This window comes from Micromonospora sp. NPDC005161, assembly GCF_053599855.1.
This window is the reverse complement of sequence record NZ_JBSFYQ010000006.1, coordinates 150,996-167,934: the sequence shown is the minus strand read 5'-3', so window position 1 is coordinate 167,934 and position 16,939 is coordinate 150,996. Positions and strand designations below refer to the sequence as shown.

Annotated in this window: 14 protein-coding genes; 9 read left to right on the top strand and 5 right to left on the bottom strand. The window is 72.5% G+C overall.

Annotated features, from left to right (window positions below):
- Positions 1 to 12: 12 nt before the first annotated feature.
- The 4 genes from ACWD5O_RS08555 to ACWD5O_RS08540 form a co-directional block, all read right to left on the bottom strand.
- Positions 13 to 1,473 carry an SDR family NAD(P)-dependent oxidoreductase gene (locus ACWD5O_RS08555; RefSeq protein ID WP_387326454.1) on the bottom strand — a complete coding sequence of 487 codons (1,461 nt, stop codon included), beginning with the start codon at positions 1,471 to 1,473 and terminating at the stop codon, positions 13 to 15.
- A 129-nt stretch (positions 1,474 to 1,602) separates the two neighbouring features.
- Positions 1,603 to 1,836 (bottom strand): hypothetical protein, encoded by a 234-nt coding sequence (locus tag ACWD5O_RS08550; protein WP_354966813.1) that lies wholly within the window; start codon positions 1,834 to 1,836, stop codon positions 1,603 to 1,605.
- Between the two features lie 17 nt (positions 1,837 to 1,853).
- Entirely contained in the window at positions 1,854 to 2,696 is an 843-nt protein-coding gene (locus ACWD5O_RS08545) for an ABC transporter permease (protein ID WP_354966812.1), read from the bottom strand.
- Positions 2,693 to 3,649 (bottom strand): ATP-binding cassette domain-containing protein, encoded by a 957-nt coding sequence (locus ACWD5O_RS08540; protein ID WP_450084937.1) that lies wholly within the window; start codon positions 3,647 to 3,649, stop codon positions 2,693 to 2,695. The genes ACWD5O_RS08545 and ACWD5O_RS08540 overlap by 4 nt, the downstream gene beginning before the upstream one ends.
- 445 nt (positions 3,650 to 4,094) lie before the next feature.
- On the opposite strand from ACWD5O_RS08540, the gene ACWD5O_RS08535 reads away from it, so the two are divergent.
- From ACWD5O_RS08535 to ACWD5O_RS08495, 9 genes are all read left to right on the top strand, one after another.
- Positions 4,095 to 6,239 carry a TOMM precursor leader peptide-binding protein gene (locus ACWD5O_RS08535; protein WP_450084938.1) on the top strand — a complete coding sequence of 715 codons (2,145 nt, stop codon included), beginning with the start codon at positions 4,095 to 4,097 and terminating at the stop codon, positions 6,237 to 6,239.
- A gap of 53 nt (positions 6,240 to 6,292) precedes the next feature.
- The gene (locus tag ACWD5O_RS08530; protein ID WP_046564715.1) at positions 6,293 to 6,475 is read left to right on the top strand and encodes a hypothetical protein; all 183 of its coding nucleotides are present in this window, start codon (positions 6,293 to 6,295) and stop codon (positions 6,473 to 6,475) included.
- Positions 6,476 to 6,665: 190 nt separating this feature from the next.
- Positions 6,666 to 6,881 carry a hypothetical protein gene (locus ACWD5O_RS08525; RefSeq protein ID WP_307871652.1) on the top strand — a complete coding sequence of 72 codons (216 nt, stop codon included), beginning with the start codon at positions 6,666 to 6,668 and terminating at the stop codon, positions 6,879 to 6,881.
- A gap of 77 nt (positions 6,882 to 6,958) precedes the next feature.
- A complete protein-coding gene (locus ACWD5O_RS08520) occupies positions 6,959 to 7,144 on the top strand; it encodes a thiazolylpeptide-type bacteriocin (RefSeq protein ID WP_089021435.1) in 186 nt (61 codons plus the stop codon).
- A gap of 92 nt (positions 7,145 to 7,236) precedes the next feature.
- Entirely contained in the window at positions 7,237 to 9,204 is a 1,968-nt protein-coding gene (locus ACWD5O_RS08515) for a TOMM precursor leader peptide-binding protein (protein ID WP_450084939.1), read from the top strand.
- A 10-nt stretch (positions 9,205 to 9,214) separates the two neighbouring features.
- On the top strand, positions 9,215 to 10,831 hold the full coding sequence (locus tag ACWD5O_RS08510) for a SagB family peptide dehydrogenase (RefSeq protein ID WP_387326465.1): 1,617 nt from the start codon (positions 9,215 to 9,217) through the stop codon (positions 10,829 to 10,831).
- Positions 10,832 to 10,910: 79 nt separating this feature from the next.
- On the top strand, positions 10,911 to 13,721 hold the full coding sequence (locus tag ACWD5O_RS08505; protein ID WP_450084940.1) for a lantibiotic dehydratase: 2,811 nt from the start codon (positions 10,911 to 10,913) through the stop codon (positions 13,719 to 13,721).
- Positions 13,714 to 14,760 (top strand): lantibiotic dehydratase C-terminal domain-containing protein, encoded by a 1,047-nt coding sequence (locus ACWD5O_RS08500; RefSeq protein ID WP_450084941.1) that lies wholly within the window; start codon positions 13,714 to 13,716, stop codon positions 14,758 to 14,760. Before ACWD5O_RS08505 ends, ACWD5O_RS08500 begins: the two co-directional genes overlap by 8 nt.
- Positions 14,757 to 16,058, top strand: a complete 1,302-nt coding sequence (locus tag ACWD5O_RS08495; RefSeq protein WP_450084942.1) for a metalloprotease — start codon at positions 14,757 to 14,759, stop codon at positions 16,056 to 16,058. The genes ACWD5O_RS08500 and ACWD5O_RS08495 overlap by 4 nt, the downstream gene beginning before the upstream one ends.
- On the opposite strand, the gene ACWD5O_RS08490 is transcribed toward ACWD5O_RS08495, so the two are convergent.
- Positions 16,025 to 16,930: a siderophore-interacting protein gene (locus ACWD5O_RS08490; protein ID WP_450084943.1), complete on the bottom strand. Its 906-nt coding sequence runs from the start codon at positions 16,928 to 16,930 to the stop codon at positions 16,025 to 16,027. The genes ACWD5O_RS08495 and ACWD5O_RS08490 overlap by 34 nt on opposite strands.
- Between the last annotated feature and the right edge of the window lie 9 nt (positions 16,931 to 16,939).

The window sequence follows — 16,939 nt, the reverse complement described above, 5'->3', positions numbered from 1 at the left end:
CCGACGTGGCGGTCACCAGGCGCAGGGGGCGTAGTCCTTCAGGAAGCAGCCGTACAGGTCTTCGCCCTGCTCGCCGCGGACGATCGGGTCGTACACCCGTGCCGCACCGTCGACGAGGTCCAGCGGGGCGTGGAAGCCCTCGTCCGCCAGTCGCATCTTCGTCGGGTGCGGCCGCTCGTCGGTGATCCAGCCGGTGTCGACGCTGGTCATCAGGATGCCGTCGGTCAACATCTCCTGTGCGCTGGTCCGGGTCAGCATGTTCAGCGCGGCCTTGGCCATGTTGGTGTGCGGGTGCCCCGGCCCCTTGTAGCCACGGCCGAACTGGCCCTCCATCGCCGACACGTTCACCACGTACTTGCGGCGGGCCTTCGCGGCGGCCATCACCGGTCGCAGTCGGCTGACCAGCACGAATGGCGCGGTAACGTTGCACAGCTGCACTTCGAGAAGCTCGACTGGGTCCACCTCCTGCACCCGCTGGACCCAGCTGTTGACCGAGTCGAGGTCGGGTACCAGACCGCCGGCGTCGATGGCCGTGGACGCCGCGATCCGCTCCGGCGAGGCGGAGCCGCTGGTCAGCGCCAGCGCGGTCAGCGCGTGCGGGGTGAGCGCGGTCGACTGCGGCCCGGCGGTCAGGCTGCCCGCCGGGGTGCCCTGGCCGCCCGACTTGGCGAAGGTGATCAGCTCCGGCAGCGGGCCCTCCGGCAGGGCGGCGGCCTCCGCCGCGACGAGCTGCGAGTATGCCCCGGGCGAGCGCCGTACGGTCTGCGCCGCGTTGTTGATCAGGATGTCGAGTGGTCCCTGTGCGGCGACCGAGTCGGCGAGGGCGATCACCTGGGCCGGGTCGCGCAGGTCGATCCCGACGATCCGCAGCCGGTGCAGCCAGTCCGCGCTGTCCGGCATCGCGGCGAACCTGCGGACCGCGTCGTGCGGGAACCGCGTCGTCACGGTGGTGTGCGCGCCGTCACGCAGCAGCCGCAGCGCGATGTACATGCCGATCTTCGCCCGGCCGCCGGTGAGCAGCGCGCGCCGGCCGGTCAGGTCGGTGCGGGCGTCCCGGCGCTCCCGGTTGAGCGCGGCGCAGGACGGGCAGAGCTGGTGGTAGAACGCGTCCACCTCGCGGTAGCGCTGCTTGCAGACGTAGCAGCCGCGCGGATTGTGCAGGACGCCAGCCGTGGCGCCCGCGGTGGGCGAGGCGAGCGGGATGCCCTGCGTCTCATCGTCGATCCGGCCGGGGGCGCCCGTGGCGGTGGCCGCCGTCACCGCGCGGTCGGCCGTCACGATGGCGTCGCGCCGCTCCTCGCGTCGCCGCTGCTTGATCACCTTGTAGAGCTTCGCAGTGGCGCGCTGCACCCGCACCACGTCGGGATGATCGGACGGCAGAGCTTCCAACGCCTCGAAGACACCGAGACAGGTCTCCAGCTGGCTCCGGTCAATCCCGGGTTGACCGATTTCCGTACCGTTGTCCGCCGTCATGCGTGTCTGTCTCGTCCCGTTCCCTGCGCCGGATCCAGCCGGCCCACCCCAAGTCCGACCCGGAACTGTACGCACCGCAGGGCCTCCGCTGCACCCCACACACCCTGCTCGCCCCGAAGCCGCCCGGGGTCAGCTCTCCGGGTGGCGCCGGACGAAGTCCTGGTAGGTCTCGTTGGCCAGCTCCTGCTCCCGAACACGGGCGGTCAGCTCCGCCTGGCGCAGCTCGACCGCCGACCGGGCCTGAGCGAGGCGCAGCTCGTGTCGCCGGTCGCGTGCCCGGGCCAAGGCGCGGACCACGGCCCACGCGATCCAGCCACCGCAGGCCACCAGTCCGGTCAACGCGAAGGCAAGGAGGAAGTCCATCTCGACATCCTTTCCGATCAGTTGACGTCCCGGCGTGCCGCGAGCCAGATCCCCAGGCCGAACATCAGCACCACGTATCCCGCCAGGACGGCGGCGGGCAGCCCGGCGCCGGTCGACTCGATCACCCCTGGCGTGCCCCCGTCGAACTGCGATGGGGCTCCCAGCGCGCCCGCCAGCGCGCCGGAGCTGGGGGCGAGCAGAAGCTTCTGGACCGTCTCCAGCGGGCTCAGTACCAGGGCGAGGCCGCTGATCGCGTTCTCCAGCACCAGCGTCCACACCAGGCCGACGGCGATGGCCGTGGCGGTGCTGCGGAACACGATCGCGAGGAAGTAACCCACGCTGGCGTGCGCGCTGCAGATCAGCCAGGCGGCCCCCACGGCCCCCGCCAGGTCACTCGTCGCCGGCCAGTCCAGGCCGCGTCCCTCGATCAGCGCGAGCAGCGCGGTGACCCCGGCCATCGCGGCGAAGGTGAGCGCGACGAGCAGCAGGGTCAGGGCACAGAGCGCGACGGCGTGCCCGGCGAGCACCTGCGCCCGCCGGGGACGCTGGGTGAAGATCAGGTTGAGCGTGCCCCAGCGGTACTCGTTGCCCACGACCAGAGCGCCGAGGATCACCACGATCGCCCCACCGAAGAGCGGGAACAGCCCGATTCCGGTGGTGACCAGCTGGCCGGGCAGCACGGCGTCCAGCAGGGACGCGGCCGAGGCCGCCTGCTCCGGATCGCCGGCCAGCGCCAGGTGCACCAGGTACGGGACGCCGACGCCGAAGGCGAGCGCCAACACGATCCAGGTGAGGGTGACGGTCCAGACCGCCGGCCGTTTCCGGTCCGCGAACCAGGCCGCGCGTACCGAGGCGATCACCGGTTGCCCCCCGTCATGGTCGTCGACTCCTCCCGACCGGCCCGGTCCGGCCCGGTCAGCTCCAGGAACGCCTCTTCCAGCGAGTGGCGCACCGGCCGCAGCTCCCGTACGTCGATGCCCGCCTCGACCAGCCGCCGGTTGAGCTCCGCGGCCAGCGCCGGATCCGCGCTGACCCGTAGCCGGCCGTCGACCGTCTCCACCCCGCGGACGCTCCGGTGGTCACGCAGGCACGCGGCGGCCTTGTCGACCGGATCGGCGGCGATGAGCAGCTCCCCGGCGCCGAGCGCGGCGCGCAGCTCGTCCGAGGTGCCGTCAGCGACGAGGTGGCCGCGGTTGATCACGGCGATCCGGTCGCAGACCTGCTCCACCTCACCGAGCACGTGGCTGGAGAGCAGCACGGTGCGCCCGCGTTGCCCGAGCGACCGGAGCAGCTCCCGGATCTCCGACACGCCGGCCGGGTCGAGCCCGTTGGTGGGTTCGTCGAGGATCAGCAGGCTCGGGTCCTTGAGCAACGCGGCCGCCACCCCGAGCCGCTGCTTCATGCCCAGCGAGTACGTCCGGAACGCCGAGCGTGCGCGTCCGGTCAGGCCCACCTCGGCCAGCACCCGGTCGGCGGCGCTGTCGGGCACTCCCGCGTAGCGGGCGGCCAACCGCAGATTGTCCACACCGGACAGATGGGGATAGAACGCCGGTGACTCGATCAGGGCACCGACCCGGGCCAGCTGGTCCGGGGTGCCAGGCGGCTGGCCCAGCACCCGGATCCGGCCGGAGGTCGGTCGGACGAGCCCCACCAGCATCCGCATGGTCGTCGTCTTGCCGGCGCCGTTCGGGCCGAGGAAGCCGAAGACCGTCCCCTCGGGCACCCGCAGGTCGAGGCGGTCGACCGCGGTGACGTCGCCGGGATAACGCTTGGTGACGTCGTGCAATTCGATGGCGAATCGGTCATTCCCCAACGGATTGCCGCAATCGTCGGACGGTGTGGCGGATGCCGCCGAGGAGATTTTCCATCGTCTTCATCTGACGGTCCTCACTGATTCCCGACCCACAACACACGGTTAATTGTGCACAGTCAACTAACTGACCGTTAAGGCACGGTCGCGGTGGCGGTGGGGCACCGCCAGCCTCGGGATCGCGCCACCGGCCCGCCTTTGCCTGGAACGATGTAAAAGTCTCTGACCTGCGGAGGTGCCGATGACGCCCACAGAGTAGCGGAGGTTGATCGGTGCCGGAAGGCCCGCAGCGGTGGGGTGCGGAAAAATTTCCCCTAGCCGCAGCTCAGTGCACTCCAATTGACTCCCGCCGCTGCCCTCGACGAAACAATCTGTTGACGAATGAATTGACCATGGGCAGCATGTAGACACTTTCGAGTCGATGGTGATCGCTGGCATAGGAGCCCGGATGAGCCTGCCGCGGGACGGTGCGGAGAACCTGGAAGTGCGACCCAAGCTGCGACACGACGTGGTCTTCCTGGACGCGCCGGCCGGCGCCTACCTGCGCGGGCCGGACACCGCCTTCCTGATCAAAGGAAGGTCCGCCTTCCGTTGGCTGACCTCGTTGAGCCCGTACCTGACCGGGGAGCACACCCTGGGACAGCTCACCGCGTCCCTGGACCAGGGCCAGCGGCAGACGGTGCTCACCCTGGTCCGCGCGTTGCTCGCCCGTGGCTTCGCGAAGGACGCCGGCGACCGTACGGAGCTGGCCGAGGCGGTGGGCCGGCGGTTCGCCCCGCAGATCGAGTTCATCGACCACTTCGCCGACGATCCCACCGGCCGTTTCCTGCGCCTGCACACCGCCCGCGTGGCGCTGGTCGGTGGGGGAGCGACCCTGCTGGCCGCGGCGAGCGGCCTACTCCGCAACGGGTGCCTCCACCTTGACCTGTACCCGTACGACGACCCGTCGCGCTACGCCGAGGCGTTGCGGCCGGAGGTGGAGGAGCTGCGCGACGACGGTCTGGCGGCCGCGCTGCGAGTGCACGACGGCCCGGTCGAGCTGAGCGGAGCGGACGCGGTGGTGTACTGCGCCGACCGGACGGACCTGGCCGGCCTGGCCGAGCTGGCTCGCACCTGTCACCGCGACGGCCCGCTGTTGGTTCCGGTGGTCTGGGACGACGAGCGGGCGGTGGTGGGGCCGACGGTCGAACCGGGCGGGACCCCCTGCTGGCTCTGTGCCCAGCTGCGGCTCACCGCCGCCGCCGATGCCGCCGTCGCCGCCGAGTTCTGGCGGCAGCTCGCCGTCGGCCCCGGCGCCGACGCGCCCGCGCCGCTGCCGGAGGTGACCGCGCGGATGGTCGGCAACGCCGCCGCGTTCGAGCTGTTCCGGGTCCTCACCGGCGCGCTGGCGCCGGACACGGCCGACGGCGTGCTGCTACTGGACCGGTCCACCTTGGAGGCCGCCCGGGAACGGGTGCTGCCGCATCCGGCCTGCCCGGTCTGTCGGGACGTCGACGTGCCCGAGCCGGCCGGGGCGGGCAGCTCCGACGACGAGACCTACCAGCGTGCCCAGGCGTTGGTGTCACCGAACGCCGGCGTCTTCACCCGGTTCGTGGACGACCCGCTGGAGCAGGCGCCGCTGAAGACGGCCCGGTTGCGGCTGCCCGGCCGGCGTGGGCCACGCGAGGTGACTGCGTTCGACGTGCACACCGTGCTGAGTGCCCGGCTGGCCGCCTACCGGGTGGCGGTGTGTGACCACGCCGCCCGGTACGCCGACCCACGCGCCGGCGTCCTGGCCTCGGCCGAGCAACTGCGTGAGCGTGGCGGGCAACCGGTGCCGTGGACCGAGCTGCACAGCGCGACCGGCGCGGTGCCGTACGACCCGCGCCGAGCGGTCCGCTGGCTGCCGGCGACCGTGCTGGGCCGTCCGGAGAGGGTGTGGGTTCCGGCGGCACTGGCCCTGCCCACCTCCGCTGCCAACGGCGAGGGCCTCGCCGAGCGGACCCACGCCGGCGCGGCGGCCGCCGACAGTCTCGACGGCGTCATCGATCAGGGCCTCGCGGACGCGCTGGCGTACCACGCCCTGACCGCGGCGATGCGGGGCGACGGTGGTCTCGCCGCGCTCGGCGAGGAGGAGCTGGTCGCCGACGAGGACACCGCGTTCGTGGTGAAGGCGGCCCACCGCTTCGGCCACCAGCTCGCGGTCTTCGCTCTTCCCGGCGCGGCACCGGCGCACGCCGTGCTCGCCGTCAGCGAGGCACCAGGCGGTGGGGACCGCGACTGGCGGCTCGCCGGCGGTTTCGACCCGGTCGCCACGCGGCTCAGCGCCCTCCGCGACCTGGTCGGACGAATCCAGGTGCGGCACTTCGAGGGGACCGACGCCGACCTCGGCGATCCGGTGCTCGCGGACCTCGATCCGGCGACCCTCACCGGCCGCGCCGCCAACGGCACCGCGGCGGTCGGCGGCACCGACCGGCACGCGGTGCTCGCCGCCCTGGCCGAGCGGGGGATCAGCGCGCTGCTGGTCGAGACCACCACCCGGGACCTGCGGGCCAGCGGCGCGTTCCGCAGCGGCGTGGTCCTGCTGCGGCACGACGGCCTGGCGGCCGATTGAACCACCACACCAGTGGTCCGAGCGAGGCACGCACCGTGGAAGGAGGTGGAAACATGCCGATCACCCTGAACGACGAGCTCCGCGAGCTGGAGACCGAGACCTTCGAGATCGAGGAGGTTGAGGACGGCGGCGAGGCGCTCGCCGCTACCAGCTCCAGCTGCTCCTGCTCGAGCTGCTGCAGTTGCAGCACGTCGAGCTGCTGCAGCACCAGCACCAGCACCTCCAGCTGCGGCTGACCGGGTGAACGGGGTTGATCCCCACAGCGCTGACGCAGTCCAGTCCCCGGTGGGACGTCGCATCTGAACGCACCAACCGCCGCCGGCCGACACCGGCGAGTAGCCCCTGCGTGCCTCCGCTGGCTCCACCGTGGTGGTGCGGACGCAGACCCACCACGACTGGCGCCGACCGCGGCTCAAGGAGAGGCCCGTGACACAACCCCTGTCATCCGCCGCGCTGTCCGAATCGGTCCGCGGCGAACTGCGGGACCTGCAGACCGAGACGTTCGAGGTCGAGGACATCGCCGATCTGTCCGCTGACCACATGGACATCTGCAGCAGCAGCACCAGTACGTCGAGCTGCTCCAGCTGCAGCACGTCCAGTTGTTGCAGCTGCACCTCGTCGAGTTGCAGCAGCACCAGCTGAGCCTCGGCGCCACCGGCCGCTCCGGACGGTCGGACGACGCAGAGGCCCGCATACGCCCCGAGGGGAGGTAGAGGGAAATGCCGGATCTGACGGAGGAACTCCGCGCGTTGGAGACCGAGACGTTCGAGATCGAGGACGTCGACGCGATCGACGCGATGGTCATGGACTGGTCCAGCTCCAGCTGTTCCTGCTCCAGCTGCTGCAGTTGCAGCACATCCAGTTGCTGCAGCAGCAGCACCAGCACCGGATGCGGCGGCGGGTAACCGCACCGCAGTCGTCCCCGCCGGCGAGCCACGCCGGCGGGGAGCCCCGGTCCCGACACCAGACCCGCAGCGACCGCAGACAGGTGAACCGCATGATCGTCGATGTCCGGACCACCTCCACCGGGTGGGACGCCAGCCTCAAGCAGCTCGGCGAGGCGTTCCACGAGCGGCTCCAGAACCACGCTGGCCAGCCGGCCGGCGACGGCCCGTCACCCGCCGGGATCACCGTCCGCATCGCCGCCCTCGGCCTGACCGACGCGTACGCCGACGGCGGCGAGGGGCTCACCGGCGACGTGGTGCCGATCTGGCTGCACGGCGCCACCGCGCTGGTCGGCCCCCGCTGGACCGGCGCCGGTGACCCGGTGCCGACCCGACCCGGGCCGTGCCCGCTCTGCGTCCAACGGCGCTGGCAGGCCATCCGGCTCCGGGAGGAGCGGCACGCCCTGGAGCACGGCGCTCAGGTCGGGACGGTGGCGCCCCTGCCGCACCTCACGCCGTTCGCGGTCGACGCTCTCTGGCAGCTGTTCCGGCAGGCGTGCCGCTCCCGGGCCGACCGCCCCGGTGTGGCGCGGCTGCACCAGCTGCGGATGGACACCCTGGAGGCGACGCTGGTCGAGGTGCTCGCCGACTCCGAATGCCCCGCCTGCGCGACCACCCGTGCGGACACCGCCGAGGCGGCGGTGATCCCGCTGACCCGCCGGCCCAAGCCGGACCCGACCGCGTACCGGCTGCGTGCGGCCGGCGAGCTGGACCTGCCGGTCGCTGCGCTGGCCAACCCGGTCGCCGGGGCGCTGGGCGGCAACGCGCTGCGGGTGTACAACGCCACCGCCACCGCACCGGTCACCGGCTACTTCCGGGTCCGCAGCCGGTACGACCTGCACGAGATGTGGTGGAGCGGGCACGACAACAGCTACGGCGGCAGTGAGACGTACGCGCTGCTGGAGGGGCTGGAACGCTACGCCGGCCAGTTCCCGCGGGCCAAGCGCACCGAGGTCTTCGACAGCTACGCCAACCTCGCCCCCGACGCGCTCGACCCGGCCGGCCTGGGCTACCACCCGGCCTTCTACCAGGGGCACGGGCTCTACTACACCCCGTACTCGCCGGACGAGCCGATGCACTGGGTCTGGGGGTGGTCGCTGCGCGACAGCACGCCCCGCCTCGTTCCCGAACAGATCGTCTACTACCTGGACCGCCGCACCGACCAACGCAAGTTCGTTCAGGAGTGCTCCAACGGCTGCGCCAGCGGCAGCTGCCCGGAGGAAGCGTTGCTGCACGGCATGCTCGAACTCATCGAGCGGGACGCCTTCCTGCTCGCCTGGTACGGCTCGGCCCGGCTGGCCGAGATCGACCCGGCGACCTGCCGCGACGAGCGGGTGCACTTCATGCTCGACCGGGTCGACCTGCTCGGCTACGACATCCGGCTCTTCGACACCCGCGCCGACCTGCCGGTCCCGGTGGTCACCGCGGTCGCGGTCAAGCGCGGCGACGGGCTCGGCCAGCTCTGCTTCGCCGCCGGCGCGAGCCTCGACCCGGACGACGCGGTCCGGGCGGCGCTCTGCGAGACCGCCTCCTACGTCCCCGGCTTCGACGAGCGGGTCGCCGCCAGCGAACCCGAGCTGCGCGAGATGGTCCGCGACTACACCCGGGTCACCGAGCTGAGCCACCACGCGCTGCTCTACGGCCTGCCGGAGATGGCGCGACACGCGGCGTTCCTCCTGGACGACCCGCCGCTGCGGACCATGTCGGAGCTGTACGGCGACTGGCTCGCCGTCCGACCTGACCACGACGACCTGCGCGCGGACATGACGTACCTCGCCGGCCTGATCGCCAGCCTCGGCGGTGACGTCGTCGCCGTCGACCAGACCTGCCCGGAGCAGGAGGTCGCCGGGGTGCACACGATGGCCGTCGTGGCTCCGGCCCTGGTCCCCATCGACTTCGGCTGGCAGCGGCAGCGGGTGCTGTGGAGCGACCGGCTGGAGCGGTACCTGGCCCGGGGCCGGCACGGACCGGACGGGCTCGGCGCCACCGGCCGCAACCCCCACCCGCACCCCTTTCCGTAGGAGCAGCGACATGCAGCAGGAGGCCCGCGAGGTCGTCCGGGACTACACCGAGGCGGTGTTCCGCCGGGCCCGGACCCCGATGGAACCGCTCAACCACGAGGTGGACTGGGCCGACCAGCCGTCCCGGCACAAGAGCTACCCCGGCGCGTCCCGGCTGCCGCTGCCCGCCGAGCTGCCCGAGCTGCCCACCCTGAGCGACCTGCACACCGGGGAGAACCTGCCGGCGACCACCCGCTGGTCGCTGGCCGGGCTGGCCGCCCTGCTGCGCCTGTCGTACGGGGTGCTGGACCGGCGGATGACGGTCAACTGGAACCAGGACGTCGCCAAGCGGGCGCACCTCGAGCACGCGGTGTGGGGACGCGGCACCGCGTCCGGGGGCGGGATGTACCCGGTGGAGCTGTACCTGGTGGTGGGGGCGGGTGGGCCGCTGCTGCCGGGCGTCTACCACTACCACACCGGAGCGCACGTGCTGGAGCGGCTGCTGCTCGGCGACGTCACCGGCACCGTCCGCGCCGCCCTCGGCGCCGACGGCCCGGGGACCGCCGGCGACAGCTACCTGCTGGCCGGTATCCGGTTCTGGAAGAACTCGTTCAAGTACAACAGCTTCTGCTATCACGTGGTCACCCAGGACCTCGGGGCTCTGCTCGGCTCCTGGGACCTGCTGGCACCGGCGCTGGGCGTACCCCTGCGGCGGTTGCTCTGTTTCGATCCGGCGCCCCTGGACCGGCTGCTCGACCTGGACAGCGACGCGGAGAGCATCTTCGCGGTCGTGCCGATGGACTGGACCGGCGCCGACACGCGCCCACCGGTGGTGCCGGCGGACGCCGTCGCGCGGGTGCGCGCCCGGTACCCCGCCTTCGAACGGTCCCGTCGGGTGCGGGACTTCTCCGCGGTCACCGCGGTCCACCGGGCGGCGGCCACGTCGGCCGTTCCCGCCCCCGACACCGTCGGTTCCGCCGCTCCCCGGGACCTGCCGGGCGAGCCGGTCGCGCTGCCCGAGCCGGAGCTGGACCGGCTCAACCGTCCACTGTCGGCGGTGTTGGCCAGCCGGTCCAGCAGCTTCGGCCGGTTCCGTCGGCCGCCTGAGCTGACCGCCGCCGACCTCGGCACCACGCTCGCCTTCGCCGCCGCCGCCCGGCGTTACCCGGCGGACATCAAGCGAACCGACGGCGGGCCCGAGCTGACCCGGCTCTGGGTCTTCGCCAACCACGTCGACGGGCTGCCCGGCGGCGGCTACGCCTACTGCGAGCGGCGGCACGCCTTGTTGCCGGCCGGCCCCGAACCCGAGGACGGGATGTCCGCCTTCCTGCAGCAGCAGTACTTCCTCACCAACTACACGATGGGTCAGGTCGGCGCGGTGCTGGCCATCTCCGGCCGGCCGGACGCGGTCCTCGACGTGTTCGGCCCCCGTGGCTACCGGATGCTGAACGCCGAGGTCGGCACCGTCGCCCAGCGGGCGTACTGCGCGGCCACCGCGCAACGCCTGGGCTGCGGCGCGGTGCTCGGCTTCGACAACGTCGCCATGAACACCGCCCTCGGGCTGGACGGCACCGACGAACGCACCGTGCTCTTCCTGCTCCTCGGGCGGCATCCCGAGGCCACCGCCGACCTGGCGTACCGACTGTGACGACCCCGTCCCGCGCCGCTCCGCCGACGCCAGCGGCGGACGCCCGATCCGTGACCATCCGTCGACGAAGGAGAAACCCGTGACGGTGTCCCTGCCCGCACCCCCGGTGACCCCGGTCTCCTGGCGGATGCCCGGGGTGTTCATGCTGCGCACCGCCGGACTGCCCATCGAGGTCGCCGACCAGCTCGCCTTCGACCGGACCGCCGACTGGTCCCGCCGCGTGCTCGACCTGGAGGACCGGCTCCGGGTGACCGGCCGGGACCTGGCCGACGCGCTCCAGGTCGCGGTGGGCCGGAACCTGACCGATGACGGGCTGCGGCAGCGGCTGATCCGGCTGCGCCGGGACGTGTTCAACCTCCGCCCGCCCCGACCGGCCGACCCGTCGGCCTGGCCGGTCGCCGCGTTGGGGCCGGACACCCACCGGGACCTGGCCCACTGGCTGGAGACCTTCGCCGCGTACCGCCGGGAGTTGGCCGCCGGCCCGGCGGTGCTGGACGACGAGTTGGGGCGGCGGCGGACCGTGCTGCGTGCCCTCGCCGACGACCCGAACCTGCGCGGTGGCATCCTGCTCGCCTCCCCGTCGCTGGACCGGTACCTCACCGGCTACCTCACCGGGACCGGCCCGCTCGGCAAACGGGCCCGCCGGGTGGAGCGGTCGCTGCTGGAGTACGCCTACCGCGCTGCCGCGAAGACCAGCCCGTTCAGCACCCTGACCACCGTTAACGTCGGCACCCTCGAAACCGGCGCCGGCCGGCTCCTCGACGTCGCGCCGAGCACCGACGCGCCGAGCACCGACGCGCCGAGCACCGACGAGGCGGTCACGGCGACGCGGGGCAGCGCCCGGCTCAACCTGGCGGCGCTGGGTCGCCTGTCGAGCATCGTGCTCGCCGACGAGACGCTCCGCGCCGACCTTCCGGTGACCGTGACCAGCGGTTGGCGCATCGCCCACGGCCGGCTGCGCTACCTGCGCCGCCGCCGGACCAGCTCGGAGGACGGCGACGCCGCGATCACCCTGGAGTCGATCCACGAGTCGCTCTTCGTGCTCCCCACCGGCCGGGTGCTGCACGACATCCTGGACGCGCTCGACGGCGGACTGGTACGACGGATGGACGACCTGGTCACCGAGCTGACCAGCGACGGACGCCCGGCCGAGGAGATCGCCCAGTACCTGCACCACCTGCTCCGGGTCGGTCTGCTGGTGGTGCCGAACCTGCAACTGGACATCCACGCCGACGACCCGGTCCAGGGGTACGCGGCGGCGCTGCGGCGGATCGGCCGGGACTGGTCCGACCGGCTCGCCGAGCGGGTGGCGACGGCGAACCGTCTGGCCACCGCCTATCCGGTGGCGGACCTGCCCGGGCGTCGCCGGGCGCTCGACGGGATCCGTGACGAGCTGATCGCCGCCCACACCGACCTCGGCCGCCCCGATGTCCCGGCCCCCCGCACCCTGGTCTACGAGGATGCCACGCGGCACACCGGCGCCCCGGTGACCGCCGACCGCGAGCGCTGGGAGCGGGAGGTCCTACCCGGCCTGCGGGCGCTCGCCCGGATCATGCCGGTGTTCGACATCAACCTGCCCCGCCGGCTGGCCACCAAGGGCTTCTTCCGGGCCCGGTACGGCGCCGGCGGTCGCTGCGACGACCTGCTCACCTTCGCCCACGAGTTCCAGCAGGACTTCTTCGAGCACTACAGCGGCCGGATGATGCGCCGCCGGGCGTTCGACGCGGAGAACCGCTACGTGCGGCAGGAGAACTGGTTCCGGCAGGAGGAGATCACCGCGCTGGACGACGCCCGGCTGGAGGTGGCCCGGCGGATGAACGACGCGTACGACCGGCTGCCGGCCGGCGCCGAGGAGTTGGCCCTGGACGACGCGTTCATGACCGACGTCGCCGCCATGGTGCCGCAGACACTCGGCACGCTGGACCCCCGGTCCTTCTTCCTCCAGCTCGCCGACCAGGGTGGACGGCACCGGGTGGTGGTGAACCGGGTCTACTCCGGCATGACGCTGCTCTTCTCCCGCTTCGCGCACCTCTTCGCCGAGCAGGACCTCGCCGGCGCGCTCCGCGCCGAACTCGTCCGGCTCCAGCCGCCCGGCGCGGTGCTCGCCGAGCTCAAGGGCGGGTACGACGCGACCAACCTCAACCTGCACCCCGTGGTCACGCCGTACGAGCTGGTCTGCCCGGGGGAGATCAGCCACCGGCCGGCGGCCGAGCAGATCGACATGGACGACCTCAGCGTGGAGCACGACCCGGTCGCCGACCGGCTGCTGCTGCGTTCGCGGCGGCTCGACGCCGAGGTCATCCCGGTCTACCTCGGGTTCCTGCTGCCGATGGCGCTGCCGGAGGTGCAACAGGTGCTGCTCACCTTCGCCTACCTGGGCATGGCCCAACCCGACCTGTGGGCCGGTACGACCGTGCCGCTGCCCGGCCGGGGCATCGCCGGATACCCCCGCATCGTGCACGGCGACCTGGTGCTGCAACGGCGGATGTGGAAGCTGCACCCGGATCACCTGCCGCCGCGTACGGCCGGGCAGAGCGACGCGGAGTGGTTCCTCGGGTGGCAGCGGTGGCGGCGCGACAACGGCCTGCCGCGCCGCGTGTTCGCCACCCCGGAGGGCAGCCGGCTCGCCCCGGCGGTCGGGGACGACGCCGCCGGGCCGGCCGCGCAGGGTGGGGCCCGGCCGGACCACAAGCCGCTCTACGTGGACTTCGACAGCCACTTCTCCCTGCACCTGCTGGACGCGACGGCCCGTGCCGCCGGCAGCCGGCTGGTGCTGACCGAGATGCTGCCGGGCCGCGACGAGCAGGTGCTGCGCGACGGCACCGGCACGTACGTCACCGAACTGACCGTCGAACTCAACGGTGTCCGAGTTGGAGCAGACCATGACTGACCACCCCGCGCCGACCGCCCACGGCTGGCTCAGCGTGCACGTCTTCTACGCCAGCAACGCCAACCCCATGCTGGTCGAGGGGGTTCGTCCGCTGGTGGACGAGCTGCGCGCCGAGGGCCTGATCAGCCGGTACTTCTTCATCAAGTACTGGATGGAGGGCCCGCACGTACGGTTGCGGGTGCTGCCCGCCCCCGGCGTCGACCCGGCGGTGGTCCGCGCCCGGGTGGACGCGGCCATCGGCGCGTTCCTGCGCCGCCGGCCCGCGCTCTACGAGGTGGACAGCGCGGGGCTGGGTGACCTGTACAAGCAGATGTTCCTCGCCGAGTACGGCGCACAGCGGTGGGACGAGGAGTACGGCCCGGACGGCGTCATGCCGATGCGGGCGAACAACAGCTACCACCACATCCCGTACGAACGGGAGTACGGCCGGTACGGCGGTCCCGCCGGCGTCGAGCTGGCCGAGTGGCACTTCGAGCAGTCCAGTGACGTGGTGCTCGACCTGCTGGCCACCACGAACGTGCACGTCCGTCCGGTGCTGCTGGGGCTCTCCGCCCAGCTCGCCATGATGATGTGCGCCGTCTTCCTCGACGACGACCGGCGGATTGCCGGCTTCCTCGACGAGTACCGGCGGTTCTGGGAGGTCTCCTACTCGGAGCCGAGCGACGACTACCACGCGAGCTTCGACACCAGCTACCGGCGGATGGACGCCGCGCTGCGGGGTCGGCTCGCCGACATCCGCGTGGCGGCCCGGGAGCAGTCGACCGCGCGTGTGGGTGGGGTCGAGGGCCGCTGGCTGGCGCACTGTCGCGCGCTGCGCGAGCGGGTCGTGGCGTTGGCCCGAGACGGCGAGCTGGTCTTCCAGCGCGGCGGTGGTGAGCCCACCCCGCTCACGGATCTCGACGCCGCGCTGCCCATCCAGCTCAGCTCGTACGTGCACATGACCAACAACCGGCTCGGAGTGAGCATCCTGGACGAGATCTACCTGTCGTACCTGATGCGTGCCGCGCTGCTCGACGACGCACCGGCCGGCGCGCGATGACGACGGTCGACGCCACCTGGGCCCGCCCCCGTCTGCGCGCCACGGTCGTGCTCGGCCCCGGCCAGTGGCGGGGCGAGAAGCTCGTGCACCACGTCAAGGACGGCGAGACCGGCTGGTACTACCGGGTCGGGCCGCGGGAGCACTTCCTGCTCTCCCGGATGGACGGCACCCGCACGCTCGACGATCTCGCCGCCGAGTACGCCGCGACGTACCGTCGCCGGCTCGGGCCGGAGAACTGGCAGCAGCTCTTCGGCATGCTGCACCGCCGTCAGTTGCTCGCCGACGCCACCGACCCGGAGACGATCGCCCGCCTGACCGCCTCGGCTGCCGAGGGCGCCGCGAAGGCCCGGCGCGGGCCGTTGTCGGCCCGGTGGCCGCTCTTCGACCCGGACCGGCTCTTCACCCGGCTGCTTCCTCGGCTGGGCGCGCTGTTCAGCTGGGGGTTCGTGCTGCCCGCCCTGCTGGCCGTGCTCGCCGTGACCGGCTATGTCGCGGTGCACCTGCGGGACCTGATGGACGGGGTGGGTGGCGGACACCGCCCGCTCGCCGCGATCGTGGCGGCGGTGGTGATCACCTGGGTGATCGTCTTCCTGCATGAGTGCGCGCACGGGCTGACCTGCCGGCACTTCGGCGGGCGGGTCACCGAGATCGGGGTGATGTGGCGGTTCCCGCTGCTGGCGCCGTACTGCAAGGTCGACGACATCGTGCTCTTCACCCCCCGGCGGCGGGTGGCCACCGCGTTCGCCGGCGTGTTCGTCAGCATGCTGGCCCTGGTGCCGTTCGCCGCGATCCGGGCCTGGGTGGGGCCCGGCGCGCTGCGCGACCTGGCCGGCACCATGCTGCTCTTCGGTGCCGCGACCGCCGCGCTCAACCTGGTGCCGTTCCTGCGCCTGGATGGTTACCACATGCTCAGCCACGCCCTCAACCTGGCTGACCTGCGGGCCGACACCTACCGGTTCTGGGGTCGGTTGCTGCGCGGCGGCCCTGCCACGGTCGCCGGTTACCGCCGCCGGGAACGGTTGATCTACACCGGATACGGCCTGGCATCGGCGGCTTTCGCGGTGACCGTGCTGACGCTGCTGGTGCGGTTCTGGTATGTCTCGCTGTCCGGCTGGCTCGGGCCTGGCCGGGCGGTCGTCGTGCTGCTCGCCGAGGCCCTGTTGCTGCTGGTGTTCGCCGGTTACCTGGCCCGCCGTCGACGCGCCGCGGGCGGTGACGCTTCGACGGCGGGCGGGGGCGCTTCGGCGGCGGGCACGGCGACGACTCAGACCGGGTCGGCGCGGCCGAGCCGCCAGTAGCCCATGAAGGCCACGGCCCGTCGGTCGAGACCCCGCTCCGCGACCAGGTGCCGGCGCAGGGTCCGGATGACGCCGGCTTCCCCGGCCAGCCACGCGTACAGCGGAACCGGTGGCACCTCGTCCGGGACCTCCCACAGGATCTCGGTGTCGACGTCCACGTCCGCGACGGGCTGGGCGGCCCCCGTCGCGTCGCCGGCCAGCAGTTCCCCCGCTGCGGCGGCAACGGCCGGCACCAGCCTGCTGCCGTGCCCGTCCGCGCCTCGGACCAGCCAGCGGACCTCGACTCGCGGCGGGGCCGCCAGCGGCAGCACGTCGTCGATGTCGGGCACCTCCAGCACGACCGTGCCACGCGTATCGCGTGGAAGCCGTTCGCAGATGCCGCTGATGGCCGGTACGGCGGTCTCGTCGCCGGCCAGCAACAGGCTTCCCGCCGCTGACGGCTGGAACTCGATCCCGCCGTGGTCACCGTCGTAGCCGGCGTCCGGCCCGAGGATGGCGATCTCGTCGCCGGCGCGCACCCTCGCGGCCCAGCGGGTCGCCGGGCCGCTGTCGCCGTGCAGCACCAGGTCGACGTCGACCTCGGCCAGGTCCGGCCGGACCGCCCGTACGGTGTAGGTGCGTACGGGATTGCGCAGGTGCTCGGGCAGGGCTCGCCATTTCGCGTACCAGTCCGGTCCCTCCGGTAGACGCACCTCGCGCTGGCCGGGCAGCGGCAGCGCCAGCTTGATCCGCTGGTCGTAACCGTTGTCGGCGAAGCGGTCGAGGTCCGACCCGGTGAAGGTCACCCGGACGAACGACGGGCTCAGCCGGCGTACCGCGCGGACCTCGACGGTGAACAGGCGCCACGGGGTGATGGGCATGGTCTCGGTCATGGTGCCTCT